Origin of the sequence: Comamonas badia DSM 17552 (assembly GCF_000484635.1) — a bacterium.
In the GTDB taxonomy this organism is placed as follows: domain Bacteria; phylum Pseudomonadota; class Gammaproteobacteria; order Burkholderiales; family Burkholderiaceae_C; genus Comamonas_C; species Comamonas_C badia.
On the sequence record NZ_AXVM01000006.1, the window covers coordinates 269,785 to 294,318 of the forward strand.

The window sequence follows — 24,534 nt, forward strand, 5'->3', positions numbered from 1 at the left end:
TATCCCGCTTGCGCGCCGCGATGACGATGCGACACTTGGAAGGTCTTCCTCAGTCATCCGCGAGAGAGCCATGTCCACACCCGATACCGTCTATGCCTGCCTCGATGGCCTGAACACCACCCCTGCCGTGGTCGATGGCGCCTGCTGGGCCGCGCAGCGCCTGGGCGCGCCGCTCACGCTGCTGCACACGCTGGAGCGGCCCGAGCCCGCCGCGGCCGTGGGCGATTACAGCGGCGTGCTCGGCATGGGCGCGCAAGATCTGCTGCTGCAGCGTCTTTCCGATCTGGACGAAGAGCGCGCCAAGGTGGCGCAGGAGGCCGCCCAGCGCATGCTCGACGAGGCACGCTCGCGCGTCTGCCAGGAATCCGTGCCGCAGATGCGGACACTGCTGCGCCAGGGCGACCTGATCGACGTGCTGCTGACGCAGGAGCCGAGCGCGCGCCTTTTCGTGCTGGGCAGCAACCGCCGCCCCGCCACGGCGCGCAAGCTGCGGCTGGACCACCGCATCGAGGCCGCCGTGCGCAACCTGCGCCAGCCGGTGATGGTGATGGACGCCGTGCCGTTCGCCGCGCCCGAACACTTCGTCGTGGCCTACGACGGCAGCGCCACGGCCGACCGCGCGGTTGCGGCGGTGGCGCGCAGCCCGCTCCTGAAAGGCATGCCGGCGCAGCTGGTGATGGCGGGCGACTGCCCCGCGCGGCTGCAGGAGCGCCTGCGCGCCGCGCAAACGCAGCTGGCCGATGCCGGGTTCGCCGTGACCAGCCGCATGTTGCAGGGTTTGCCCGAAGAGGTGATTCCGCCGCTGATGGACAGCCTGGGCCATGCGCTGCTGGTGCTGGGCGCCTACGGCCATTCGCGCATCCGCCAGCTCATCGTGGGCAGCACCACCACGGCGCTGCTGCGGCTGTGCAGCGTGCCGGTGGTGGTGTTGCGTTGATGCACCATCGCACTGCCATTGCCGCTTGACCTTGACACTGCGTCAAGCCTCAGACTCCGCTGTGTGCCATTCAAATTTCCTCGCATTCTTGCTGCGTCGCTCGCCATCTTGGGGCTGGTCGGCTGCGCCTCGGTATCGCCCGATGGTGGCTTCGGCGTGGTCGCGCAGCAGGCTGGCGGACATCTCGATGCAACGCTGTCCTACCAGCGCACGCTGCAGGACACCGACGCTGCCCGTGAACGCACGGCGCAGTTGCTGGCCCAGCCGCTCAGCGCCGCAACCGCGGTGCAGATCGCGCTGCTGGGCAACCGTGAGCTGCAGGCGCGCTACGGCCAGCTGGGTCTTGCCGAGGCGGAACGCGTGCGCGCCGCCACGCTGCCCAACCCACTGCTAAGTCTTGGCCGTCTGGCGGGCGGCGGCGTGGTGGAGATCGACCGCGCGCTTTCGCTCGACGTGCTCGGCCTGTTCACGCTGCCGCTGGCGCGCCAGCTCGGCGAGCGGCAGCTCAGGCAGGCGCAGTGGCAGGCGGCGATCGACACCATCGCCACCGCGGCTGCCGCGCGCAAGGCCTTCTACGGCGCGGTGGCGGCGCGCCAGCTGGCCGATTACGCCGCGCAGGCCGCGGATGCCGCGGATGCCGCCAGCGAACTTGCCGCGCGCATGCAGGCGGCGGGCAACTTTTCACGACTCGAACGTTTGCGTGAGCAAGCCTTTGCCCAGCAGGCCGGCAGCCAGCTCACCCGCGCACGCCACCAGCAGGCGGCGGCACAGGAGCGGCTGGCGCGCGCCCTGGGGTTGACCCGTGAGCAGGGCATGCCAAAACTGCCCGAACGCCTGCCCGACTTGCCGCAAGCACCTCTGGCCGCACCAACGGTGGAGCAGGCGGCGATCGACCGGCGCCTGGACGTGCAGCTGGCGCGCCAGGCCGTCGAGGCCAGCGCCGACGCGCTCGGGCTCAGCCACGCCACCAGCGTCGTCAACGCGCTTGAGATCGGCGCACAGAACCGCAGCGCCACGGGCGAGCCGCTGGCGCGTGGCTATGAAGTCACGCTGGCGCTGCCGCTGTTTGACTTTGGCCAGGCACGCAATGCCCGTGCGCAGGCGCTGTACATGCAGGCGGTGCACCGCACGGCCGCGGTGGCGCAGCAGGCGCGCTCCGAGGTGCGCGAGGCCTGGTCGCTCTACCAGAGCAGCTGGCAACTTGCGCGGCTGCAGCAGGCCGAGGTCGTGCCGCTCGGGCAGCAGGTCTCCGAGGAAATGGTGCTGCGCTACAACGGCATGTTCGCCAGCGTGTTTGACCTGCTCGCCGATGCGCGCCGCCAGGCGGGCGCGGTGATGCAGGCGATCGAGGCGCTGCGCGATTTCTGGATTGCCGACACCGACCTGCAAAGTGCGCAGAGCATTGGCCTGGCACAGACCGCCGTGCCCGTTTTCTCCACGGGCAGCGAACCCGAAGCTGCCTCCGCAGGGCATTGAGCCGATGACGCAACGCAGACATTTCCTCAGAACCGCCGGCGCCACCCTGCTGGGCGCCGCCGCCGTGAGCCGCGCCGGGGCTGCGCGCCTGCCCGAGGCGGCCACGCACAAGGGATCGGCCACGCTGGTGCCGCCGCCACCCGCGAATGGCCGGCCCTATCGGCCTCTGGTCACGCTCAACGGCTGGTCGCTACCCTGGCGCATGAAGGATGGCGTGAAGGAATTCCACCTCGTGGCCGAGCCCGTCACGCGCGAGATTGCGCCCGGCACCGTGGCCAATCTCTGGGGCTACAACGGCGCCAGTCCCGGCCCGACGATCGAGGCCGTCGAAGGGGACCGGGTGCGCATTTTCGTCACCAACCGCCTGCCCGAGGTGACGACCATCCACTGGCACGGCATCCTGCTGCCCTCGGGCATGGACGGCGTCGCCGGCCTCACGCAGCCGCCGATCGCCGTGGGCAAGACCTGGATGTACGAGTTCGTGCTGCAGCGCTCGGGCACCTTCATGTACCACCCGCACGCCGATGAAATGGTGCAGATGGCGATGGGCATGATGGGCCTGTTCATCGTGCACCCCAAAGACCCGCGCCAGCACCGGGTGGACCGCGACTTCGGCTTCATCCTCAACGCCTACGACATCGAGCCCGGCGCGGCGACGCCGCGCATCGCCACCATGCTCGATTTCAATCTCTGGACCTGGAACAGCCGGGCGTTTCCCGGCATAGACCCGCTGGTGGCGCGCACCGGCGAACGTGTGCGCGTACGCGTCGGCAACCTGACGATGACCAACCACCCGATCCACATGCACGGACCGCACTTCGAAGTGACCGGCACCGACGGCGGCTGGGTGCCGAAATCCGCGCGCTGGCCCGAGGTGACGACCGACATCGCCGTCGGGCAGATGCGCGCGTTCGAGTTCGACGCCATCGCCGGCGACTGGGTGATCCACTGCCACAAGAGCCACCACACCATGAACGCGATGGGTCACGGCGTGCCGACCATGATTGGCGTGCAGCAGAAGGATCTGCTGGAAAAAATCCAGCGCCTGGTGCCCGATTACATGGTGATGGGCGACCGCGGCATGCACGACATGGCCGAGATGGAGATGCCGCTGCCGGACAACACCGCGCCGATGATGACCGGCACCGGCCCGTTCGGGCCTATCGGCATGGGCGGCATGTTCAGCGTCGTCAAGGTGCGCGACGACCAGCGCCCCGGCGACTACACCGACCCCGGCCCCTACCGCCACCCCGCGGGCACGCTGGCGAGCGAATACACCGCGGAACTGCCCGAAGCGCCGCAGGCGGGCGCGCCGCGCACTTCCACTGCCCCGCTGCAGGTGCGCAAGCCGCACGACGGACACCACTGATTGAAGACCGCCATGAGACCCACGCTTTTCTTGCCGCTGATCGCGGCTCTGCTCCTGGCCACAGCTGCCAGCGCCCAGACCGGTACGGCACACCAGGGCCACGGTGCCCAGCCCGCCAACGCCAACGCCAACGCCAACGCCAACGCGGGCAGCCTGAGCGAAGGTGAGGTTAGAAAAATCGATAGCGCCCAGGGCAAGATCACGCTGCGCCACGGCCCGATCGCCCACCTGGAGATGCCCGGCATGACCATGGTCTTTCGCGTCAGCGATCCGGCACTGCTGGATGGCCTGAAGGCGGGCGACAAGGTGCGCTTTCGCGCCGAGCAGATCAACGGCGCGCTCACCGTGACCGAAATCGCTCCGGCGCACTGACACCGGGGCTGGTTCAGCCTTGCCTCACCCCGCCGCCGCCTCCACCAGCCGCCGCGTGTAGGGGTTGCGCGGCCGATCGAGCACCTGGCTGCAGTCGCCCGATTCGAGCACCTCGCCCTCCTTCATGACGATGACCTCATGCGCCATCGCGCGCACCACGGCGACGTCGTGCGTGATGAGCAGATAGGCCAGCCCCCGCTCCTTCTGCAGGCGCTGCAGCAGTTGCAGCACCTGCTGCTGGATGGTCACGTCCAGCGCACTCGTCGGCTCGTCCAGCACCAGCAGTTCGGGCTCGACGATGAGCGCGCGCGCCACCGCGATGCGCTGGCGCTGGCCGCCGGAAAACTCGTGCGGATAGCGCGCCAGCAGGCCGGGGAACTGGGCCTCTGCCAGGCCGACGTCGGCGAGCATCGCCAGCACGCGCGCGCGGCGCTCGACCTCGGGCAGTTCAGGCGCATGCACCCTGAGCCCCTCGCCGACGATTTCCTCTACCGTGAGGCGCGGCGAGAGCGACGAGAACGGGTCCTGGAACACCACCTGCACGCGCCGGCGCAAGGCCTGGTTGTGGGCACTGTTGTGCTGCGCGGGCTGATGCCACTGATCGCCCGCCACCATGAGCTGGCCGGTGCTGGGCAGCAGCCCCAGCAGCGCCTGCGCGAGCGTGGATTTGCCCGAGCCGGATTCGCCCACGACGCCCAGCGTGCGTCCTGCGGGAATCCGGAAATCCGCCCCCTTGACCGCAACGAATTCCCCCTTGCGAAACCAGCCGCGCACACCCGGCAGCGGCACCGGATAGCCCACCCGCAGCCCTTGCGCCCGCACCGCGATGCCGCCTTCCGGTGCACCTTCGACCACGTCGCGCCGCGGTGTGCTGGCGATGAGCCGGCGGGTGTAGGCATGCTCGGGCGCCTCGAAAATCCGCGCCGTGCCGCCGCCCTCCACCAGATGGCCCTGCTCCATCACCGCCACGCGATCGGCAAAGCGGCGCACCATCAAAAGATCATGCGTAATCAAAAGCACCGCCATGCCGGTCTGGCGCTGCAGATCGGACAGCAGATCAAGGATCTGGCCGCGCAGGCTCACGTCCAGCGCCGTCGTCGGTTCATCGGCCAGCAGCAGTTTGGGGCGGCTGGCCAGCGCCATGGCGATCATGGCGCGCTGGCGCTGCCCGCCAGACATCTGGTGCGGAAAGCTGGCGGCGCGCCGCGCCGGCTCGGGGATGCCCGTGCTTGCCAGCAATTCGATAGCTGTCTGCGCTGACTGGGTGCGCGTCAGCGCCTGTTTCAGCATCAAGATTTCGGCCACCTGCGCGCCCACCGTCATCAAGGGGTTGAGCGCCGTCATCGGTTCCTGGAAGATCATCGCCACGCTGCTGCCGCGCACGCCGCGCAATGCGCGCTCGGAGAGCTGCAGCAGGTCTCGCCCCTCCAGCAGTGCGCGCCCGGTGATGTGCGCCTCGCCCGCCAGGCGCAGCAGCGAGAGCGCGCTCACCGTCTTGCCTGAGCCCGATTCGCCCACCAGCGCAAATTTTTCGCCGGCGCGAATCTCGAAATCCACGCCGTGCACGACTTCCTTGTCGCCAAAGCGCACGCGCAAATCCTGCACCTGCAACAGCACCGGCGCGTTCATTGGTCGGCCTTTCGCGGATCGAGCGCGTCGCGCAGCGCATCGCCCATGAAGGTGAGCAGCAGCAGCGTGACCACCAGCACCGCAAAGGTGAAGATGGAAATCCACCAGGCATCGATGTTGTTCTTGCCCTGGCTCAGCAGTTCGCCCAGGCTGGGCGTTCCGGGGGGCACGCCCAAGCCCAGGAAGTCGAGCGAGGTGAGCGCCAAAATCGCCCCGCTCATGCGAAACGGCAGAAAGGTGACCACCGGCACCATGGAATTGGGCAGGATGTGGCGCCACATGATGGCGCCGCTCCTGACCCCCAGCGCACGCGCCGCCTTGACGTAATCGAGCTGGCGGTTGCGCAGGAATTCGGCGCGCACGTAGTCCGAAAGGCCCATCCAGCCGAAGAGTGAAAGCAGCACCAGCAGCAGCGCGATGCTGGGCGCGAAGATGGCGCTGAAGATGATGAGCAGATACAGCTCTGGCATCGAACCCCAGATTTCGATGAAGCGCTGAAAGGTGAGATCGATCCTGCCGCCAAAAAAGCCCTGGACCGCCCCGGCGAGGATGCCCAGCACCACGCCCACCGCCGTGAGCGCCAGGCCGAAGAGCACGCTCACGCGAAAGCCATAGATGAGCTGCGCGAGCAGGTCGCGCCCGCGGTCGTCCGTGCCCAGCCAGTTGTCGCGCGAGGGGCCGGACGGGTTGGGCGACTTGGCGAAGTAATTGAGCGTGTTGGCGCCATAGGGGTTGAGGGTGTAGAGCGCCCAGTTGCCGTTTTCCGAAAGCTTCTCGCGCACATACGGATCAAGGTAGTCGGTGGGCGTCTGGAAGTCGCCGCCGAAGGTGGTTTCCGGGTAGTCGTGCAGCATCGGCAGGTAATACTGGCCGTCGTAGCGCACAAGAATCGGGCGGTCGTTGCTCACCAGCTCCGCGCCCAGACTCACCAGCGTGAGCGCGCAGAACAGGACCAGGCTCCAATAGCCCAGCCGGTTGCGCTTGAACCGCAGCCAGGCGCGGCGCGTGGGCGAGAGGCTGGATGCGGGCGCGTCAGCCATGGGCGCCTTCGGCGAGCAGGTTCTGAAACGGTTCGCGGCTCTTGAAGCGGTAGGCGCCGAAATCGCGCTCATCGGTGGTCAGGATGCGCCCGTGCCCCAGGTGCTCCGCCAGCAGCACCAGCGAGCCGTCGGCCAGATCCATGGGCAGGCTGGCGTAGCGCTCCATGAGGTGCGCGAGTCGCTCGGTTTGCGGCATGTCCCACTGCCACACGGCAATGCCCCCGCCCGCCACGTCGCGCAGCAGGGCGTGCGCTGCATCGGTGCCGATCCAGCGCGTGATCAGGTGCGTGGCCTCGGTCAGCACGGGCCAGGTGGTCACCCAGCCTTCCTCCTGTGTGGAAAGCGCCCGCGCCGCTCGGGCGTGCCAGGCGTCGTCGGCATCGGCCAGCGCGTAGAAAAAACCCGCGTCGGCGATGATCACGCGCCACCTTTGGCAGCCGGGGCACCAGCGGCGAAGGACACTGGATCAGACTCATGCACCGCGGGCGTCCGGCCCTGGTGCTTGGCGCTCCAGCCCTCGGCCAGCCGCGCCTTGTAATGGCCCGCCACATCGCTGCGGCCGCTGCGGCCCTTGCCGACAAAGGCTGCAAAGTGCGTCAACCCCACACGCTGTGCGCGCATCTGCTCGTAATAGTGCTGAACGCTGGTGCGCAGCACCTCGCTCACGCCCAGGCCGGTCGCCTCGGCCAGGTAATTGAGCTGCTGCTCGGCTTCACCCTCGAAACGTGCGTTGACCCGCATCACGGAACTCCTTGGACTTTATTTGTCTTGCATTGTATGACAAACGAACGGGCTGCACGGCGCTCAATCAAACTTCACCCGCGGATCGACCCAGACGTAGCACAGGTCGGAGATCAGCTTGGTCACGAGACCGATCAGCGTGAACAGGTACAGCGTGCCCAGCACCACGGGGTAATCACGCCGGATCACGCTCTCGTACGAAAGCAGCCCCAGTCCGTCGAGCGAGAACAAGGTCTCGATCAGCAGCGAGCCGGTGAAAAACGCGCCGATGAAGGCCGATGGAAAGCCGGTGACAATGGGAATGAGCGCATTGCGGAACACGTGGCCGTAGAGCACCTGGCGCTCAGACAGGCCCTTGGCGCGCGCCGTCAGCACGTACTGCTTGCGGATTTCTTCCAGGAAGGCGTTCTTGGTCAGCATCGCGGTGACGGCGAAGCTGCCCGCCACCATCGCGATCACCGGCAGCGTGATGTGCCAGAGGTAATCGACGATGCGCGCGCCCCAGGTCAGCTCCTCCCAGTTGCTGGACGTGAGCCCGCGCAGCGGAAACCACTGCAGTTGCCCGCCAAAAATCACCAGCAGCGCCAGGCCCAGCACGAAGCCCGGAATGGCGTAGCCGATCAGGATCAGGATGGTGGTTGCCAGGTCGAAGCGCGAGCCCGCGCGCACCGCCTTGGCCACGCCCAGCGGCACCGCCACCAGGTAGCTGATGAAAAAGGTCCAGAGCCCCAGGCTGATCGAAACCGGCATCTTCTCCTTGATGAGCTGCCACACGTCCTTGTTCTGAAAAAAACTGCGCCCCAGGTCGAAACGCGCAAACTGCCCGAGCATTTTGAAGAAACGCACATGCGCGGGCTCATCAAAGCCGTAGAGCTTCTTGATCTGCGCGAGGCGCCCCGGGTCCACCCCCTGCGCGCCACGGTAGGCCATGCCCACGCCTTCGCCCCCACCGCCCTGCCCGGCCATGCCCGCCTTGGCCTCGGCCAGGTACTGCTCCACCGGCCCGCCGGGCACGAACTGGATCACCACGAAGGTGAGCAGCAGCACGCCCAGCAGCGTGGGCAGCATGAGCAGGATGCGCTTGAGGATGTAGGCGGTCATGGCGTCACATTATTCATTTTCAAGCAAAAACACCTTCAATCGCTTATGCAGCAAGCGCAAGCAGCTATGGTTTTTTCGACCACCAGGTATCCACCGCCCACATCTCCCCCGGCGAGTACGGCGGCACCACGTCGGGTTTTGCCAGGCGCCAGCCGTCGTACACCATGCGGTGCGTGCTGGCCGACCATTGCGGAATCAGGTAGTACTCGGCGGCCATGATGCGGTCGAGCGCGTGGCAGGCGGGCAGCAGCCCAGCCAGCGACTTGGCCGAGACCATGGCCTGGATCATCGCGTCCACCGCCGGGTTTTTCACCCCGGCGAAATTGCCCGAATCTTCCTGATCGGCCGCCTTGCTGCCAAACAGATCGGCAAACTCCTGCCCCGGGTTGTTCGTGCCCTGAAAGGCGATGGTGGTGATGTCGAAGTCGAACTTCTGCAGCCGCTGCTGGTAGAGCGCGAAATCGACCGAGCGGAAGTTCAGCGCGATGCCCAGCTTGGCCAGGTTGTGCTGCCACGAGAAGATGGTGCGCACGCCGCCCTCGCTGCTGTCCATGTATTCAAGCACGAAGGGCTCGCCTTGCGCGTTCTTGAGCACACCGTCCTGCACCTCCCAGCCGGCCTCCTTGAGCAGTTTTTGCGCCTGCCGCAGATGCTCGCGCAACACCATGGGGCTTTCGGTCACCGGGGGTTCCACCATGGGGCCGAACGCTGCCTTGGGCAGCTCGGCGCGCCAGGGATCGAGCAAGGCCAGTTCCGCTGCGGTGGGCTCGCCATGCGTTTCGCAGCGGGTGTTGCCGAACAGGCCATGCACGCGCTGGTAGGCGCCGTAGAAGAGCTGGCGGTTCATCCACTCGTAATCGAACGCCAGGCCCAGCGCCTCGCGCACGCGCCGGTCCTGCAGCTGCGGGCGGCGGGTGTTGAGCACATAGCTCTGAAAGCCGGTCGGCAGCTTGTTCTTGAACTCGGCCTTCACCAGTTCGCCGGTATCGAAGCGCTTGCCGTTCACGCGCCGCGCCCAGTCGCCGGCGCTGAAGAAGCGCATCAGGTCGAATTCGCCGGCCTTGAGCGCCTCCAGCCGCGCGGTGTTGTCCTTGTAGATCTTGACCTCGATGCGGCCGAAATTGGCCGTGCCGCGCCGAACCGGCAGATCGCGCGCCCAATAGTCAGCGTCGAGCACGTAGGTGATGTCCTTGCCGAAGTTCACCGGGCCGATCCTGTACGGCCCGCTGCCGATGGGCGTGTCCATCACCACCTGGTCGAAGGTCTTGCCCGCGCCCCAGTCGCGGCTGAAGATGGGCAGCCCCCCCACCGTCAGCGGCAGCTCGCGGTTGGGCGCCTTGAAGCGAAAGCGCACGGTGCGCGCATCCAGCACGTCGCAGCCGTCCACCTCGTAGAGCATGGTCCTGTAGCCCGGCGAGACGTAGGGGCCGATCAGCGTCTCGTAGGTGTATTTGACATCCTCCGCCGTGACCGGCTTGCCGTCGTGAAAGCGCGCCTCGCGCCGCAGGCGGAAGGTGGCGGACAGGCCATCGGGCGCGACGCTCACGTCCTCGGCCAGCAGCCCGTAGCCAGTCGCCGTCTCATCGAGCGAGCCGGTGAGCAGCGTATCGAACATCAGCGCGCTCAGGTACGCCGGCGCACTGCCGCGGATGGTGAAGGGGTTGTATTTGTCGAAGGTGGAGGCGCGCGAATTGCTCACCAGGCGCAAGGTGCCGCCCTTGGGCGCATCCGGGTTCGCATAGGGGAAATGCGTGAAATCCGCCGGCTCCTTCACATCGCCCCAGAGCGCATAGGCGTAGTCGGCGCGCACGGGCAAGGCCAGCACCAGCACCGCCAACAGAAGGAATCGTCGCAAACCTCGCATGCGACAATTCTGCATTACCCCGAACCCGATTCAGGAGAACGACAATGGGTTTTCTCGCAGGCAAGAAGCTGCTCATCACCGGCGTGCTGTCCAACCGCTCGATTGCCTACGGCATCGCCCGCGCCTGCCACCAGCAGGGGGCGGAGCTGGCCTTCAGCTACGTGGGTGAGCGCTTCAAGGACCGCATCACCGAATTTGCCGCAGATTTCAATTCCAGGCTGGTGTTCGATTGCGACGTGGGCGATGACGCGCAGATCGATCGGCTCTTTACCGACTTGCACGCCGCCTGGGGCCAGTTCGACGGCCTGGTGCATTCCATCGGCTTTGCGCCGCGCGAGGCGATCGCGGGCAACTTCTTCGACGGTCTCTCGCGTGAGAACTACCGCATCGCGCACGACATCAGCGCCTACAGCTTTGCGGCGCTGGCCAAGGGGGCGCTGCCGTATCTGAACGACCAATCCGCGCTGCTCACGCTGACCTACCTGGGCGCGCTGCGCACCATCCCCAACTACAACACCATGGGTCTGGCCAAGGCCAGTCTGGAAGCCAGCGTGCGCTATCTGGCCGAGGCCATGGGCCGCACGCCCGACGGCCGCGCGATCCGCGTGAACGGCATCTCGGCGGGCCCGATCAAGACACTGGCGGCCAGCGGCATCAAGGATTTCGGCAAGTTGCTGGGCCGCGTGGCCGACGCCGCGCCACTGCGACGCAACGTGACGATAGAAGACGTGGGCAACGTCGCCGCCTTTCTGCTGAGCAACCTGGCCAGCGGCGTGACGGCCGAGATCACCTACGTGGACGGCGGCTTCAGCCAGACGGCCGGCCTCTCCGCCGACCAGGTGTAGAGCGCCCCGGTCAGGCAGACGCGCTGGCGGCCACCGCGCCACGGATGGCATTGGCCAGCTCGGTGGCCTCGAACTTGGCCACGTAGCCGTTTGCCCCCACCTTGCGCACCAGATCCTCGTTGGTCGTGCCCGAGAGCGAGGAATGGATCAGCACCGGCAGCCGCGCGAAGCGCGGATCCTGCTTGATGTTGCGCGTGAGCGTGAAGCCATCCATCTCGGGCATTTCCAGGTCGGTCAGCACCAGGCCGACCTTGTCGGAAATGCTCTTGCCTTCTTCCTCGGCCACCTCGAACAGCGCGTTGAGCCGCTCCCAGGCTTCCTTGCCGGATTTCACGATCTCGTAGGAGGCCGACAGCGCCTTGAGCTCCTGCTCCAGCAGCGAGCGCGCGACAAAGGAGTCATCGGCCGCCAGCACGATGGCATCGCCGCGCATCTGCAGCTTGGCGCCGAGCTTCTTGCCCTGCACCGTGTGCCGGTCGCTTTCCGGCGTGACCATCTGCACGATGGCCTCCACGTCCAGCACCTGCGCCAGGTGCTGCTTGCCATTGGCATCGGGATCGAGCCGCGCAAAGCTCGTCACCAACGACTTGGCATTGCCGCTGGCCTCGGCCGGAATCACCTGGCTCCAGTTCAGGCGCGCGATGTCCTCGACGGATTCCACCGCGAAGGCCTGTACCGAGCGGGCGTACTCCGTCACCAGCAGGATGTTGAGCCCCGTCTCGGGCTTGCAGCCGACGATGGCGGGCAGGTCAAACACCGGAATCACCTGCCCGCGCAGGTTGACCACGCCGAGCGAGAGCTTGTCCGCCCCCACCACCGGCGTGATCTGCGGCATGGCCATGATCTCGCGGATCTTGAAAACGTTGATGCCGAACAGCTCGGATTGGCCCAGGGCGTTGTCCTTGCCCAGGCGGAACATGAGCATCTCGAACTTGTTCGAACCGGCCAGATTGGTGCGTTCATCGACGTCGGACTGGTGTTTTGCCATGGTGGGTCATCCTCTGCTGCCTGCTGCAGTGCAGACTGCAACCATTCTATAAGCCGCCCGCCGCGATGGGGGCATCCGCAACGCCGGATTGCCCCTGGCCGTCGCGCAGGTGCCGCAGCACCCCCTGCGCCGCACGCACGCCGCTGGCCAGGCAGGCCGTCAGCAGATAGCCGCCCGTCGGCGCCTCCCAGTCCAGCATCTCGCCGGCGCAAAAAATGCCCGGCGCGGCGCGCAATTGCAGATCGGCGGTGAGCGAGGCAAGGCGCACCCCACCCGCGCTGCTGATCGCCTCCGCCACCGGCCGCGGCGCCCGCAGTGTGACGGGCAGCGCCTGCAGGGCGGCCGCCAGCTGCGCCGGCGCATGCAGTTGCTCGGCCGAAAGCAACTCATGCAGCAGCGCGCCATGCACCGGCTGCAGACCGAGCCGGCTCCTGAGGTGCGACGACAGGCTGCGGCTGCCGCGCGGGTGCGCCACCGCCGCCGCCACCTGCTCGCTGGTGCGGCCCGGCAGCAGGTTCAGGTGCAGCGTGGCCTGGCCGCGCGCGGCGATTTCGTCGCGCAACAGGCTGCTGGCGGCGTAGATCAGGCTGCCCTCCACGCCCGTGGCCGTCAGCACGAACTCGCCGCGGCGCGCAAAGCGCCGGCCGCGGCTGTCGGTGAACGACAGCTCCACGTTCCGCAAAGGTGTACCGGCAAAGCGCTCGGCCAGGTAGGGCGACCAGCCCACGTCGAAGCCGCAGTTCGCCGGCGCCAGCGGCGCCACATCCGCCCCCGCCTGCGCCAGCCAGGGCGCCCAGGCGCCGTCCGAGCCCAGGCGCGGCCAGCTTGCGCCGCCCAGCGCGAGCACCGCCGCGTGCGGCTGCACGGTGATGGCACCGACGGGAGTCTCAAAGCAAAACAGACCAATATCGCTTGACTGGTCTGCGCAAGCAGCTATCGAATTGAAAGCATTCGCGCCCCAACCCACCCAGCGGTGCCGCATGTGAAAGCGCACCGGCGCCGCCCCCGGCGCCGTGGGGTGGCGCAGCCGCTGCAGCCAGGCGCGCAGCAGCGGCGCGGCCTTCATCTCGGTCGGGAACACGCGGCCAGAGCTGCCCACGAAGGTCTGCACGCCCAACTCCGCCGCCCAGTCACGCACCGCTTGCGGACCGAAGTCGCGCAGCCAGCCGGCCACCGCGTCGGCCGCGCCCGGCTCGCCGTCGCCCTGGCGAAAGCGGTTGATGAAAGGTGTCAGCGGCTCGGAGTGCGTCAGGTTCAAGCCTCCGCGCCCGGCCAGCAGAAACTTGCGCCCCGCCGAGGGCATGGCGTCGAACACCGCCACCGCCACCCCGGCGCGCGACAGCACCTCGGCCGCCATCAGGCCGGCGGGGCCGGCGCCGATGACTGCGACGGGATGAAGATCGGCGGGAAACATGGTTGCAGTGCAATCAAAGAAATGCTGCGATTGTGTCTGATTTGTCCATTTTGAATATTTCGTCCAAAATGGATGGTCAATTCATGGAGTACCGAGATGCGCACCGTCCCCGCCAGTGAAGCCAAGCAAGCCTTTGCCAGCGTGCTTGACACGGCCATGCACGAGCCTGTACTGATCCAGCGCCAGAAACGCGACGTGGCCGTGGTGCTGTCGATGGCCGAGTACGAGCGGCTGACCCGGCTCAACGTCGCGGAATTCCAGCGCTTCTGCGACCAGATCGGCGAGCGCGCAACTCGCGAAGGCCTGGACGATGCAGCGCTGGCGGAGTTGCTGGACGAAACCAGCGGCGACTGACGCAGCCATGCGCGAACTGCGCCGCTACGTTGTCGACACCAACGTCCTGCTGAGCCGCCTGCTGGTGCCGAGCGGCGTGGCCGGGCGCGCAGTGGACAAAGCGCTGGCCGAAGGCGTGCTGCTGATGTCCGACGCCACTCTTGCCGAACTGGCACGCGTGCTCTCACGCCCCAAGTTTGACCGCTACCTCTCGATCGACGAGCGTCAGCAATTCCTGCGCCTGCTGGGCGGCGTTGCGCGCATCGTGCCTATCCACCATCGCGTCACCGCCTGCCGCGACCCCAAGGACGACATGTTTTTGCACGTTGCGCTCAATGGCGAGGCGCACGCGCTGATCAGCGGCGATCGGGACCTGCTGGTGTTGCATGAGGCTTTTGAGGGCAGCCACGGGCTGCCGATTTTGTCGCCGGCGCAGTTCCTGGCTTCGCCTTTGGAGCCCCAATAGCAAGAAATATGAGGCTCCCCGGCCAACTGGATCGCGAGACACCAAAACTCGATTTCAGTTTTGCGCCCTGTACATCGACATGATCTCAACACTGCTATCGCGCGCACAGCAACAGCCCGACCCGGAGACACCAGAAACCGTGATTCCACGGCGTCTTCGGCAAGAGCGAGCGGACGGAAGCAATGAAGTCACCAGCCAAGACGCGCTGCCAGACTTCATCACCCCTCTGGTGATACTGGGCGAAGCGGGAGCCGGCAAGACGGGTTTGCTGAAATGGCTGGCGGAAACTGCCGGATATGCCTTCTGTTCGGCACGAAAACTCACCACAACCTCCGATCCATCGCGACTGCTCAACGGCACCAACACGCTGGTGATCGACGCTTTGGATGAACTCAGCACCTCACGCGATGGCGAGTCCGTGGACGCCGTCCTGAAACAACTCGCACAGGCGGGCTATCCGAGGTTCATCCTTTCGTGCCGCGTGGCAGATTGGCGTTCAGCGTTATCCAAATCGGCCATAGAGGAGCACTACGGCGTCGGCACCGCTGAACTGCATCTGTTGCCGTTTGACGATAACGAGGCACGCATTTTTCTCAACGCGCGTGTCGGCCCAACAGAGGCCGAGCACATCCAGAAGCACCTGAAAACACGGAACCTTGAAGCCTTGTTGGGCAATCCACAGACCTTGACGATGGTTGCGGAGGTGGCGCGCGCCGGCCCACTCCCAGAAAGCAAGACAGAACTTTTTGACCGAGCGATCACCCTTTTGTCGCAAGAGCACCGGGATGAAAAAGCAGAGCGCCAACTTGCACCTGTCGACACCATAGAATCCGCTGGTGCCGCCTGCGCCGCGCTGCTCCTGACCGGCTGCGAGGCCATCTCGCGCCGTGCAGCCAGTCACAACGATGGCGCTATACCCATCGCAGAACTCGACCGCCTCGTACCTCGCACAGCACTCAATGCCGTGCTCGATACCCGATTGTTCGTTGCGTCAGGTGCTGACCGATTCACGTATCTCCACCGCAGCATCGCAGAGTACGTAGCCGCACGATGGCTCGCACGCAAGTGCAGCACCGACCGGCAGCGCCGAAGGCTGCTTGCAATCGTGCAAGGGCCTAGCGGTGTGCCGTCGGCTCTGCGCGGCTTTCATGCTTGGTTGGCCGCCAATCCAGTCCTGACCGAGAGTGTCATCCGCGCCGACCCGATTGGGTTGATCGAATACGGAGACTCAGACAACCTCGCACTCCGCAATGCGCGCCTGCTGCTCGCCGCGTTGACTGAACTGGCGAAACGAAACCCAGCCCTTCTGCCCTCGAAAGACGTTCGGGTTCCCGCGCTCCTACAACCAGAACTGCGCGATGAAGTCAGATCACTGATCAACACTAGAGCGACGCCATTTGGACTGCGCCTATTGCTTCTTCAATCTCTACGCGACGACCGGCACGCATCTTCCTTCGCCACTGAGCTGTGGCGCATCGCGCTGGATCAAGACGAGTGGTATGCGTCGCGCAGTGCTGCTAGCGAAGCGCTGATCGCCATCGCGCCAGACAAAGACTGGCCAACGATGGTGGATACGTTGCGTGCGGTCGGAGGTGAGGACTCGACCCGCCTGGCGATGGAACTGCTGAACAACCTGGATTACGCGCGCTTCACTGATCAGCAGATCGTGGAAACCGCGCGAACACGTGCGCTGGCAGCGCATCAGCGAATTGCTGCTCCTCTGTTCATGCTGCAACGACGCTTGCCACCTGAACGCATCGCTGGTGTGCTGGACTTGCTATCTGATGCGCTGCTCGCACAGGGCGACTCACATGGCGCAATAGATACACCTGCCTCCATCATGGAGGACTTTGCCTACCACCTGATCGCTCGCATACTGAAGACTAGGAGTGTCGAGGCTGAGCAGTTGTGGCGCTGGCTTAAACCTTTTCAAGGCGCGAGCGGATATCAGGACGACAACCACAACGTTGTAAACAACTATCTCCGAGCGAACGACGCCATCCGCCAAGCCATCCAGGCGGAAGCAATTCTTCAGGGGCATGCTTCTGAAGAATTGTGGCGAACCGTGTGGGAGGTCCGGCAATGCGTCGCTGGTCTCGCGTTCTCCGAATCAGACGTCATCGCGCTCCTTGGAGCGCTCGATCCCACTCACACCCCGGCCGGCTACTGGCAATCGATCGTCCGATTGACCCACCATGACGCCACCGCCGGCGCGGCAGTGCGCAACGCGGCTCGTCCGTTCGCCTCTGACCGGCCCGACTTATTGGCCTGGATCGACGCTCTGCCGTTTCCGATCAAGCCGCAATGGCAGATTGAGCGAGAGGCAAAAGAGGAACAACACCGTACGGAGCGCTTACAAAGACTGGCGAAAGTCAAGGCGTCATACGCCCCGCATGCCGACGCGATGCGCAGCGGAGAGATCAACTGCCTGATCGCTCCGGCTCAAAGTTATTTGGGGTTCTTCCACGAGTACCGTGACGAAGAGCCTGTTGGTCGAGTAACGTCAATGCTGGGGGAAGATCTTTCGGATGCGGCACTGGCAGGGTTCGAAGCTGCGCTGCATCAACCTGCCTTGTTTCCTGGTGTCAAAGAAATTGTTAACGCTCTCGCGGACAGCAAAATCTTGAATGCCTGCACCGTGCTCGCAGCAGGAATTGCTGAACGCGTGCGGCTCAACCTGGGGTTCGATGACTTGGGCGACGACTGCATCCTCAAAGGATTCGTCGCGATCTATCAGACCGCACTGGGGCACTATCGCGGTACCGGTGACTTCGATGACACGATCGCCCTGTACGCACTACAACGCGGCCTGTGGAAACAAGGCATTCAACTGCGGGTGGAGCCCCAACTCAACCACTCGGATAGGAGCGTGCACGAGCTCTATGACGTGATGCGCAATGACGCATTTGCGCAGCCTGCAACGGAGTTGGCGATCGAATGGCTCGAGCGATTCCCTGAGATGCCGGTCATGGCCGAGATGGAAATCGTGGATCGCCTGTTCGCTTCGCAGGCATTTGAGCCACTTCGTTCAGCGTGGCCGCAACGTCATCAGACATCCGACGCAAACCGGCGGAGGTTGTGGCTTGCCGTTGGACTGCTGGTTGACTTTGAACAAGCAGCAGCAATGCTTTCTTCCGCGACCGTTGACCGGGACTTGCTTTGGGACCTCCGGGCACGCATCAAACGTGAACGCACGAACTCGCACGCCATCACGCTGACTCCAGGACAAGTGGGCTGGGTCATTTCCAACTTCCGCGGCTTGTGGCCACGCGCCTCCCACCCAGCAGGTGTTTCGGTCGGAGATACCAACCCATGGGATGCCTGCAGGTTTCTTGAAGGCATGATCAGCCGACTCGGAAACGACCTGGGCAGTGAATCCAGACAAGTGCTTGGGGGATTGCGTGATGCGTTGGAAGACAGTTACACGGAACGAATCAAGATCGTGATGGCCGAGCAACAGCAAGCCTTGGTGGACTCCAGCTACCAACCACAAACTTTGACCGCAATCCAAGCCGTCGTGACGAACAGCGCACCCGCCGACATCAAGGATTTGCAGGCGTTCATGCTGGAAGAGCTGGCAGTCGTTCAAGCCAAGATCAAAAGTGACGACGCCGAATCGTGGCGAGGTTTCTTCAATGACAGCAATCAAGAACCGCACAGCGAGGAGCGCTGTCGCGACCATCTGCTCGGGCTGCTGCGGCAGGGCGATAGAAGCATCCACCTGGAGCCAGAAACCCATGTCGCGTCGGACAAAGAAGTGGATATCACTTGCGCCGTGAATGGCTTGCGGCTGCCCATCGAAATCAAGGGGCAATGGCACGCTAGCCTGTGGACGGCAGCAGACGCCCAATTGAACCGGCTGTACGCATCGGACTGGCAGGCGCAGCACCACGGAATTTACCTCGTGCTTTGGTTCGGTGCATCGGTGCCGAAAAACAAGCGGCTCAAAGGGTTGCTTGACCAGCCCACCCCCACCACACCGGACGCGCTTCGCAACATGCTCTGCGAGCGATCGCATGCCGCGCGCCAGGGCCGAATCGACATTTTGGTGCTCGACCTCGAACGGACAGGCTAAGAAGACGAACCTAGGATAACCTGCCCCTCCCCACTCAAAAACGCCGTCCGCACCACCTGCCCCGGATACAGACTCTCCACAGCAGCGCGATAGCGCTCCAGCTGCGCTTGCAGCGCTTCATCGCGCTCGGGATGCGCGGCGCTCTTGTAGTCCAGCACCCACCAGGCCTCCGGGCCGTGGGCGCTGGCGCGGCGGCGCACCAGCCGGTCGATGCGCAGGCGCTCGCCCTGGTGGATCAGTTCGACTTCATCGAATGCTTCCAGCACTTCGCCTTCTGACCAGGCCCAGGCCGCTTCGCCGGTGAGGATGGCGCGGGCCATGGCCTGGGCATGCGCCATCGGGCCGGCGCCGAGCGCGAACAGGCGCTGGGCCTGGGGCACGCGCTGGGGCAGCCAGCCGGCGGGGATGTCGCCGGCGTGCTCCAGCAGCCAGTGCATGGCCTGGCCGATGCGGGAGGTTTCGGTGTCGGCGTCAACTGCTTTATTTATAGCTGCCAGCGCTTGTTCATCAAGCGCTGCAGACTCTTTTTGATTGTCACCGACTGGGGTTGAATCAAGCGCCGAGCCCTCACCCCTGCCCTCTCCCAAGGGGAGAGGGGGTAAGACCGGGAGCGTGAAGGTTTGGTCTGGCGACTGCGTGGCTTGCGCCGCAGCCGGAGCGTCCAGCGTCTGCGCCAGCGGTTCGATGCGCTGCCACCAGCTGCTGGCGGGCGCGCGGTGCGGCTCGACGCCGGAGAGCAGCAGGCGGCGGCGCGCACGGGTCATGGCGACGTACAGGGCGTTGAGTTCCTCGCGCGCGCCGGCGGCGGCCTCGGTGGCGGCGAGTTCGGCCAGGCTGGGGGCGGGCTGGTTGCCGTTGGCGAGGAAGGCGAAACGTTGCGGCGCGGGTTGCTCGGCGGGCCAGTCGATCAGCACGGCGGGGTCGCCGCGCACGGGCAGGCCCGAGGCGCTGTCGAGCAGCAGCACCTCATCGGCCTCCAGGCCCTTGGCGCCGTGCACGGTGAGCAGTTGCACGGCCTCGGGCGCGGCGTGGCGCGGCACGGGGATGCGTTCGCGGCGCATGGCGCGCAGCCATTGGTAGGCGCTGACAAAGCGCCCGCCCTGCACCGTCAGCGCGGCGTGCAGCAGGGCGCGCAGCTGCGCCAGCACGTGGTCGCGCTCGGGTGCGGGCGCCGCGGCGGCAAAGCGGGCCAGGGCGTCGCGCTGGTCGTAGATGGCCTGCAGCGCGTCGTGCGGCGGCAGGCTCAGCAGCCATTGGTGGCATTGCATCAAATCGGCATGCAGCGCTTGGCTGTTCTTCGCAGGCAGCTCTGTTTTTGGGAGTACGTCAAGCCAGCTGGGGCGCGCATCGCCTGCGGCGCGCACGGCCAGCGCCAGGCGCGCGAGGTCTTCGTCGGCCAGGCCGAACAGCGGCGACTTGAGCGCGCGCGCCAGCGCCAGGTCGTTGCCGGGCGAGAGCAGCGCGTCGACCAGGGCCAGCACATCTTGCACGGCGGGCTGCTCGCCCAGGCGCAGCTTTTCGGGCTGCTCGCAGGCGATGCCCAGATGGCGCAGCTCGGCCTGCAGCACGCCCAGCGGCTCGCGCTTGCGCGCTAGCACCATGATGTCGCTGGGCCGCACGCCGGCCTGGATGCGCGCGGCGATCCAGCGCGCGGCCTGGCGGCATTCCAGCGTGCGCAGGGTTTCCTCGGCTTCCTGGCGCGGCTGGGTCAGGGTGTCGCGCCATTCGGGTGCGTCGTCCCCCGCATCTCTGGCGACTTTGGCGCGGGGAATCAGCGGCAAGGCTTCGATGGTTCCGGCATCCAGAGATTCGGTGCTGTGGGCGCGAAAGCCTTGGTACTGCCCATCGCCCTGCGCCTGCGCCATGACGGTGTTCACGCCCGCCAGCACGGCGGGTGCGTTGCGCCGGGTGTGGTCGGTGGCCAGGCGCTCGCCGCCCAGGGCCTGCACCACAAAATCCTGCGCGGCGGCAAAGATGGTGGGGTCGGCACGGCGAAAGCGGTAGATGCTTTGCTTGGGGTCGCCGACGATGAAGACGCTGGGCGCCTGCTGCCCGCCGCCGCTGCCCGCGTAGCCCGCCAGCCAGGCACGCAGGGCCTGCCATTGCAGCGGGTTGGTGTCCTGGAATTCGTCGATCAGGAGGTGGCGCACGCGCGCGTCCAGCCGCTCCTGCACCCAGGCGGAAAGCTCATGGTCGGCCAACAGGGTGAGCGCGGCGCGCTCGATGTCGTTCATGTCCACCCAGCCGCGCTCGCGCTTCAAGTCGGCAAAGCAGGCGACCAGGGCGCGGGTAAGGCGAGCCATGCGCTGCTGGTGCTGCCAGGCCTGGTGCTGCTGGTCTGCGGCAAGAACGGCAAGCAATTCGTGCTGCGCGGCACGCACGTCTGGCAGGCCGGCCACCTTCTCGCTGAACTTGCGCGGCTCATTTTTCTGGGTCAGCAAGGCCTGCTGCACCTGATCAAACCCCCCGGCTGCCAGTGCATCCAGCAATTGCTGACCGCAGGCTGCGAATGTCTTGGCGGCAGGCAGCAGGGCGCGCGCCGCATCCTCCAGCAGGGCGCGGCCCGCCGCGCGCTGCAGCAGCCAGTCGCTGGGCTGCGCCACGCCTGCCATGCGCGGGTAAACCACACCAAATGGTTCGACCGCTGGTGCAACGCTGCCCGCCGCATCGGCCAGCAGAAACTCCACGCACCGCTCCAGCGCGCCCTCCAGCGCCTTGTGTGCCTGATGACGCCCCATCGCGCCGACCAGCGCGGCGTAGTCGGCCTGCAGGCTGGCATCCGCGGCCACCTGGCGCAGAAACGGCCGCCAGACCTCGGCCACGGCGTCGGCGTCGTCTTCCAGCAGTTCGTAGCTGGCGGGCAGGCCCAGGTCTTGCAGCACCTGCAGGGGCGCTGCGCGCAGCAGCGCGGCAAACCAGCTGTGGAAGGTGCGGATCTCCACCGGGCGGCCCTGGCTGAGCACTGCTTTGTATAAATTTTGTAGCTGCTCGCGCTGTATCGACGCGGGCTCAGGGCCGATTCCCCTTGAAACCAGCTCATCCTGCAAACGCTGCGCCCATTCGGCGCCGGTTTCGGCGGGTTGGCCCTTGGCGGCGTCAAAGGGGCGCGGCTGGGCAAAGTCGCGCAGCCATTCCAGCAAGCGCTGGCGCATCTCGCCGGCGGCCTTCTTGGTGAAGGTGATGGCCAGGATTTCATGCGGTGCGCTGCCGGCCAGCAGCGCACGCAGGATGCGCGAAACCAGCACCCAGGTCTTGCCAGCGCCCGCGCAGGCCTCGACCACCACGCTGCGGCGCGGGTCGCAGGCGATGGCGTAGAACTGCGCGGGGGTGCAGGGGGCGCCGTTGTGGTGGTAGGCAGCTTCTTGCATCAATTCACCCAGAAATCCTTGCGGCACAGGCCACGCACCTCGCACCAGTCGCACACGCTGCCCTCGCCCAGCGCCGGCAGCGGCGCCCCGGCGGCGATGCGCTGCACGTCCTGCGCCATGCCGGCGTGCAGGTCGGCGGCGAGCTGCTGCAGGTTTTTCACCTCGAACATCCTGGGCTCCTCGCGCTCGGCCAGGTTGAGGTAGGCCGCGCGCGGCGCCTCGCTGCCCGAGAGCAGCGCGTAGAAGGGCAGCTGCGTTTCCTCGCTGCCCGATTCGACGCGCTTTTTGGTCTTGTCGCGCGCCTCGGTCTTGTAGTCGATCAGCAGCTCGGTGCCGTCCATCCGCTGGTCGATGCGGTCGATGCGCCCGCGCAGTTGCAAGGGGCCGCGGCGCACGTCGAAGGCCTTTTCGCCATCCGCATACACCGCGCCGCCCGCCTCGTGCTCTGCCAGCCAGCACAGATAGGCATCGCGCAGGCGCGGCCAGGCAACTTCGAAGGGCATGAATTCGCCCGGCTCGTCGGCCAGGCCCTGGGCCTGCGTGACGGCCTCGGCCGCTTGCTGCATCAGCGCCAGCCGGTCAGCCTGCGGTGCTGCCCGCAGCGCCTCATGAAAGCCGCGCAGCACGGCATGAACCCAGTTGCCCCAGTCGCGCTTGTCGATGTCCACGTCCAGCTCGCCCTCCTCGCTCAGGCCCAGCTGGCGCAGCGCGAAGAAGCGGTAGGGGCAGGCGCGCAACTGTTCGTAGCTGCTGGCACTGAGCGGCTGCAGCGGCAGCAGCGCGCCTGTGGGCTCGGGCCGCAGCGTGGGCTTGGCTTCCACGGTACGGGCGCTGCGCGCATCCGTGCCTATGGGCAGCACTTGCGCCAGCCGCAGCGCCTGCACCAGCGGCGATGGCGAGAGCGCCTCGCCGCTGTCGTTGGCGCGGCGCCAGAGCAGATCCACCTGCGCCACCGCCAGCGCCAGCGCAAAGGCCTGCGCCTGTTCCTGCTGCAACTGCGCGCGCGTGGGCAGACCCAGGGCCGTGCGCTGCGCCGCGCTCCATTGGCCGGCGGGCTCGGGCGCGGCGGGCAAGTGCTGTTCATCGGCGCCGGGCAGCACCAGCGCCGCAAAGCTGCGCCCCAGCAGTTGCGCCATCGGCAGCACCACCACCTGCGCCGAGGCCGGGTGCGGCGGATGGAAATTGGCGCCCTCCAGCGCCTCGCCCACCCAATGCGTGAATTCGGCCAGCGGCATGCGCCGCGCCGCCACCGGCCAGGCGCGCCATTCGGCCAGCGCCTCGTCCGCCAGGCCCAGCGCGGCGATCACCGCCTGCCCGGCCGCGTCCTGCGAAAGCAGCGGCCACAGCCCGCAGCCCTGCAGCAGCGCGCGCAGGTCGGCCAGCCACGCCGCCAGCGGCCGGGCCGCCTGCATGGGCTGGCGGAGCTGGCGTACCTGCGCCGCCAGCGGCCCGCCTTCGGGCAGCAGCGCCGCCTGGTGCCAATGGCGCACCGCGTCCTTGCGCAAGCGGTGCTCCAGCGCGCGGTGATCCAGCCCGGCAAACACCGGCGCCAGCTTGATCCAGGCGAGCACCGCATCGCTGCCGGCGCGGGGCGCGCAGGCGTGCAGCGCCGCCGCCACGCTGGCGGCCGCATGCGTGGTGGAGAGCTTCCAGCCGGTCTCGTCGCGCAATGCCACGCCCTGCGCCGCCAGCAAGGCGTTGATGCGGCGCACCAGCAGCCGGTCGCCCGCCACCAGCGCCACCGGCGCGCGGCCCTCTCGCAAATGGCGCAGCACGCAGGCGGCGGCGCGCCCGGCCTCGTCTTCGGCGTCGTGCGCTTCGTGCAGCGCGATGGCGCCCTGCGGCGCCTGGGGTGGATGCGCCAGCGTCACGGCCTGGTCGCCCCAGTGCCGCGCCAGCGCCTGCGTGAGCGGCTCGTGCTGCAGGCCGGGCAGGATCAGCAGCAGTTCCACCCCGCGCAGCACGCGCGGCGCAAACAGCACGTCGCTGGCATAGGCCGAGGTGGCAGCCCAGCTGGCGGCGATGCGCGCCACGGCCGCCTCCAGCCGCAAGGCGCCATCGGCCACGGCGGGCAGCACGCCCGCGACCTGCGCCAGCCAGTCGGCGCGCTGCGCCGGTGCACGGGCGCTGGCCAGCGGCGCCAGTTGCAACGCCTGCTCCACCAGCCGCCCGGCCAGCAGGGCACGCTGGCTGCCCAGGCCCGCGCGCTCCAGCAGGGTCTGCGCGGTCAGCCAGTCGCGGCCGTGGTCAAAGCGCAGGTCGTCCGGCCCGGGCAGGAACAGATCGGCCTGCTGCGCCCAGTTGTGCGTCGTTTCAAAGCGCGGCGCAAAGCCCTCGAAGCGCCGCGCCCACTCGGCGCGCGCGGGTGCCAGCAGATTGGCGTAGGGCAGCAGCACCACGGTGCGCGCCAGGTGCACGCCGCGCTCGGCCGCAAGCGTCCGAATCCCGTCAATCCAGCTGCCTGAAAGCGATGGCGCCAAAGCACCGTCAGCTTCAATTTCAATAGCAACCATACC

Annotated in this window: 18 protein-coding genes; 8 read left to right on the top strand and 10 right to left on the bottom strand. The window is 66.7% G+C overall.

The genetic code is table 11. From position 1 onward, the window contains the following. Nucleotides 1-70 precede the first annotated feature (70 nt). From K320_RS0114260 to K320_RS0114275, 4 genes are all read left to right on the top strand, one after another. The gene (locus K320_RS0114260) at nucleotides 71-937 is read left to right on the top strand and encodes a universal stress protein (protein ID WP_024539505.1); all 867 of its coding nucleotides are present in this window, start codon (nucleotides 71-73) and stop codon (nucleotides 935-937) included. Between the two features lie 63 nt (nucleotides 938-1,000). After that, nucleotides 1,001-2,413, top strand: coding sequence for a TolC family protein (locus tag K320_RS0114265; RefSeq protein WP_029696186.1), 1,413 nt, complete (start codon nucleotides 1,001-1,003; stop codon nucleotides 2,411-2,413). 4 nt (nucleotides 2,414-2,417) lie between these two features. Then, nucleotides 2,418-3,782 (top strand): multicopper oxidase family protein, encoded by a 1,365-nt coding sequence (locus K320_RS0114270; protein ID WP_024539507.1) that lies wholly within the window; start codon nucleotides 2,418-2,420, stop codon nucleotides 3,780-3,782. 12 nt (nucleotides 3,783-3,794) lie between these two features. Continuing rightward, a complete protein-coding gene (locus tag K320_RS0114275; protein WP_024539508.1) occupies nucleotides 3,795-4,154 on the top strand; it encodes a copper-binding protein in 360 nt (119 codons plus the stop codon). A 24-nt stretch (nucleotides 4,155-4,178) separates the two neighbouring features. Here the strand turns inward: K320_RS0114275 and K320_RS0114280 are convergent, their stop codons facing one another. From K320_RS0114280 to K320_RS0114305, 6 genes are all read right to left on the bottom strand, one after another. Beyond that, nucleotides 4,179-5,783 carry an ABC transporter ATP-binding protein gene (locus K320_RS0114280; RefSeq protein ID WP_029696187.1) on the bottom strand — a complete coding sequence of 535 codons (1,605 nt, stop codon included), beginning with the start codon at nucleotides 5,781-5,783 and terminating at the stop codon, nucleotides 4,179-4,181. Continuing rightward, the gene (locus K320_RS0114285) at nucleotides 5,780-6,823 is read right to left on the bottom strand and encodes an ABC transporter permease (protein WP_024539510.1); all 1,044 of its coding nucleotides are present in this window, start codon (nucleotides 6,821-6,823) and stop codon (nucleotides 5,780-5,782) included. The genes K320_RS0114280 and K320_RS0114285 overlap by 4 nt, the downstream gene beginning before the upstream one ends. Then, complete coding sequence (locus K320_RS0114290) at nucleotides 6,816-7,244, bottom strand: type II toxin-antitoxin system VapC family toxin (RefSeq protein ID WP_024539511.1); 429 nt, start codon at nucleotides 7,242-7,244, stop codon at nucleotides 6,816-6,818. The genes K320_RS0114285 and K320_RS0114290 overlap by 8 nt, the downstream gene beginning before the upstream one ends. Beyond that, nucleotides 7,241-7,564, bottom strand: coding sequence for a hypothetical protein (locus tag K320_RS0114295; RefSeq protein WP_024539512.1), 324 nt, complete (start codon nucleotides 7,562-7,564; stop codon nucleotides 7,241-7,243). Before K320_RS0114295 ends, K320_RS0114290 begins: the two co-directional genes overlap by 4 nt. 63 nt (nucleotides 7,565-7,627) lie before the next feature. Then, nucleotides 7,628-8,665, bottom strand: a complete 1,038-nt coding sequence (locus tag K320_RS0114300) for a microcin C ABC transporter permease YejB (RefSeq protein ID WP_024539513.1) — start codon at nucleotides 8,663-8,665, stop codon at nucleotides 7,628-7,630. Between the two features lie 64 nt (nucleotides 8,666-8,729). Continuing rightward, entirely contained in the window at nucleotides 8,730-10,529 is a 1,800-nt protein-coding gene (locus K320_RS0114305; RefSeq protein WP_024539514.1) for an extracellular solute-binding protein, read from the bottom strand. A 44-nt stretch (nucleotides 10,530-10,573) separates the two neighbouring features. On the opposite strand from K320_RS0114305, the gene fabI reads away from it, so the two are divergent. After that, nucleotides 10,574-11,374, top strand: a complete 801-nt coding sequence (fabI, locus tag K320_RS0114310) for an enoyl-ACP reductase FabI (RefSeq protein WP_024539515.1) — start codon at nucleotides 10,574-10,576, stop codon at nucleotides 11,372-11,374. Between the two features lie 10 nt (nucleotides 11,375-11,384). Here fabI and K320_RS0114315 read toward each other — a convergent pair whose 3' ends face one another. Together K320_RS0114315 and K320_RS0114320 are read right to left on the bottom strand one after the other, a co-directional pair. Beyond that, nucleotides 11,385-12,362: a chemotaxis protein gene (locus K320_RS0114315; RefSeq protein WP_024539516.1), complete on the bottom strand. Its 978-nt coding sequence runs from the start codon at nucleotides 12,360-12,362 to the stop codon at nucleotides 11,385-11,387. Nucleotides 12,363-12,408: 46 nt separating this feature from the next. After that, nucleotides 12,409-13,776, bottom strand: a complete 1,368-nt coding sequence (locus tag K320_RS0114320; protein ID WP_024539517.1) for a TIGR03862 family flavoprotein — start codon at nucleotides 13,774-13,776, stop codon at nucleotides 12,409-12,411. Nucleotides 13,777-13,872: 96 nt separating this feature from the next. On the opposite strand from K320_RS0114320, the gene K320_RS0114325 reads away from it, so the two are divergent. The 3 genes from K320_RS0114325 (at nucleotide 13,873) to K320_RS0114335 (ending at nucleotide 18,650) form a co-directional block, all read left to right on the top strand. After that, nucleotides 13,873-14,130 carry a type II toxin-antitoxin system Phd/YefM family antitoxin gene (locus tag K320_RS0114325; protein WP_024539518.1) on the top strand — a complete coding sequence of 86 codons (258 nt, stop codon included), beginning with the start codon at nucleotides 13,873-13,875 and terminating at the stop codon, nucleotides 14,128-14,130. Between the two features lie 7 nt (nucleotides 14,131-14,137). Then, nucleotides 14,138-14,575 (top strand): putative toxin-antitoxin system toxin component, PIN family, encoded by a 438-nt coding sequence (locus K320_RS0114330; RefSeq protein ID WP_024539519.1) that lies wholly within the window; start codon nucleotides 14,138-14,140, stop codon nucleotides 14,573-14,575. Between the two features lie 79 nt (nucleotides 14,576-14,654). Then, on the top strand, nucleotides 14,655-18,650 hold the full coding sequence (locus tag K320_RS0114335; RefSeq protein WP_024539520.1) for an NACHT domain-containing protein: 3,996 nt from the start codon (nucleotides 14,655-14,657) through the stop codon (nucleotides 18,648-18,650). Here K320_RS0114335 and K320_RS0114340 read toward each other — a convergent pair. Together K320_RS0114340 and K320_RS0114345 are read right to left on the bottom strand one after the other, a co-directional pair. Further along, nucleotides 18,647-22,018 (bottom strand): UvrD-helicase domain-containing protein, encoded by a 3,372-nt coding sequence (locus K320_RS0114340; RefSeq protein ID WP_024539521.1) that lies wholly within the window; start codon nucleotides 22,016-22,018, stop codon nucleotides 18,647-18,649. The genes K320_RS0114335 and K320_RS0114340 overlap by 4 nt on opposite strands. Then, nucleotides 22,018-24,498 carry a PD-(D/E)XK nuclease family protein gene (locus K320_RS0114345; RefSeq protein ID WP_029696189.1) on the bottom strand — a complete coding sequence of 827 codons (2,481 nt, stop codon included), beginning with the start codon at nucleotides 24,496-24,498 and terminating at the stop codon, nucleotides 22,018-22,020. The genes K320_RS0114340 and K320_RS0114345 overlap by 1 nt, the downstream gene beginning before the upstream one ends. Nucleotides 24,499-24,534 lie beyond the last annotated feature (36 nt).